Source organism: Paraclostridium benzoelyticum, assembly GCF_001006285.1.
GTDB classification, from domain to species: domain Bacteria; phylum Bacillota; class Clostridia; order Peptostreptococcales; family Peptostreptococcaceae; genus Paraclostridium; species Paraclostridium benzoelyticum.
Genome location: NZ_LBBT01000364.1, coordinates 1 through 1,058, shown reverse-complemented (window position 1 = coordinate 1,058; position 1,058 = coordinate 1). Strand labels below are relative to the sequence as shown.

2 protein-coding genes are annotated in these 1,058 nt (G+C 23.9%); one reads left to right on the top strand and one right to left on the bottom strand.

Annotation, left to right across the window (positions count from 1 at the left end; genetic code table 11):
- Positions 1 to 58: 58 nt before the first annotated feature.
- The gene (locus tag VN21_RS17620; RefSeq protein ID WP_046824426.1) at positions 59 to 619 is read left to right on the top strand and encodes a TVP38/TMEM64 family protein; all 561 of its coding nucleotides are present in this window, start codon (positions 59 to 61) and stop codon (positions 617 to 619) included.
- A 19-nt stretch (positions 620 to 638) separates the two neighbouring features.
- On the opposite strand, the gene VN21_RS18820 is transcribed toward VN21_RS17620, so the two are convergent.
- The gene (locus VN21_RS18820) at positions 639 to 803 is read right to left on the bottom strand and encodes a hypothetical protein (RefSeq protein ID WP_161794427.1); all 165 of its coding nucleotides are present in this window, start codon (positions 801 to 803) and stop codon (positions 639 to 641) included.
- Between the last annotated feature and the right edge of the window lie 255 nt (positions 804 to 1,058).

Sequence of the window (1,058 nt, the reverse complement as noted above, 5' to 3'; positions counted from 1 at the left end):
AATTTTATAAACAATTTCAAACTTATAGATAAAGTCTAGATTAGGTAGGTGCTAATATATGGAACAAATAATATATAGCTTACAAGAATATAAATTATTAGTGGCTGCAGTAGGATTTATAATAATAATAATAGAAACTTTTATACCGGCATTACCACTTGTTGCTATAGTAGGAGCTAATGCGTTTGTTTTAGGAATAGGACTTGGATTTTCGGTATCTTGGATTGGATCGGTTATAGGATCAATAGTTTTATTTTTGATTTGTAGAAAATTTTCAGATTCTAAGTTTATAAAAAGAATAAACAACGAAAAAATAGATAAATTTAATAAGTGGGTAAAAAGACAGGGGTTTAGCATGATGTTTATAGTTTATTTATGCCCCTTTATACCTGATTTTTTAATAACTATAACTGCTGGAATATCAAAGATGAAATTGAGTAATTTTGTACCAGGAATGGTACTGGGGAAATTTATTATGTTTTTAGTTATAAGTTACATAGGAAATGATATAAAAACTTTTATAACAGATCCTTTAAAAGTTACATCATTAATAATATTGGTTTTGGTGTTTTGGGTTTTAGGAAATAAAGTGAACAGAAGAATCAATAGCATAAAATAAGACTATACAAAAGTATAGTCTATTTTTTATTTGATAAACAATTCGGACATAAGTCAGATTTGAAATTTTTTACGTTCGTATTTTGTTCAAAGTAAGTAGAGTATGATAAACCGTTTAATTTGCATCCGCACTCTATACATCTATTATCTCTTTTAAGTATTAATTGTTCTTGTGTAAGCTTCATTATAATGCCTCCTAATAAAATTTAAAAAATAAAGTTTTGTTTTGAAAAAATTTAAAAAATAATAAAATTAGCATGTGTAAAATCGGTATACTATATTATATTAAAGTTAATTAAAAATGAGACAGGTTTAGACAAAGTCTTAAAAAAGATAAGTTTATTTATAAAATAAGGAAAGGAATAAAATTGAATTTTACATTTTACATTAAAAATTAACTTTGAATTCAATTTATAAAAATTATTTTAAACTTTAATATT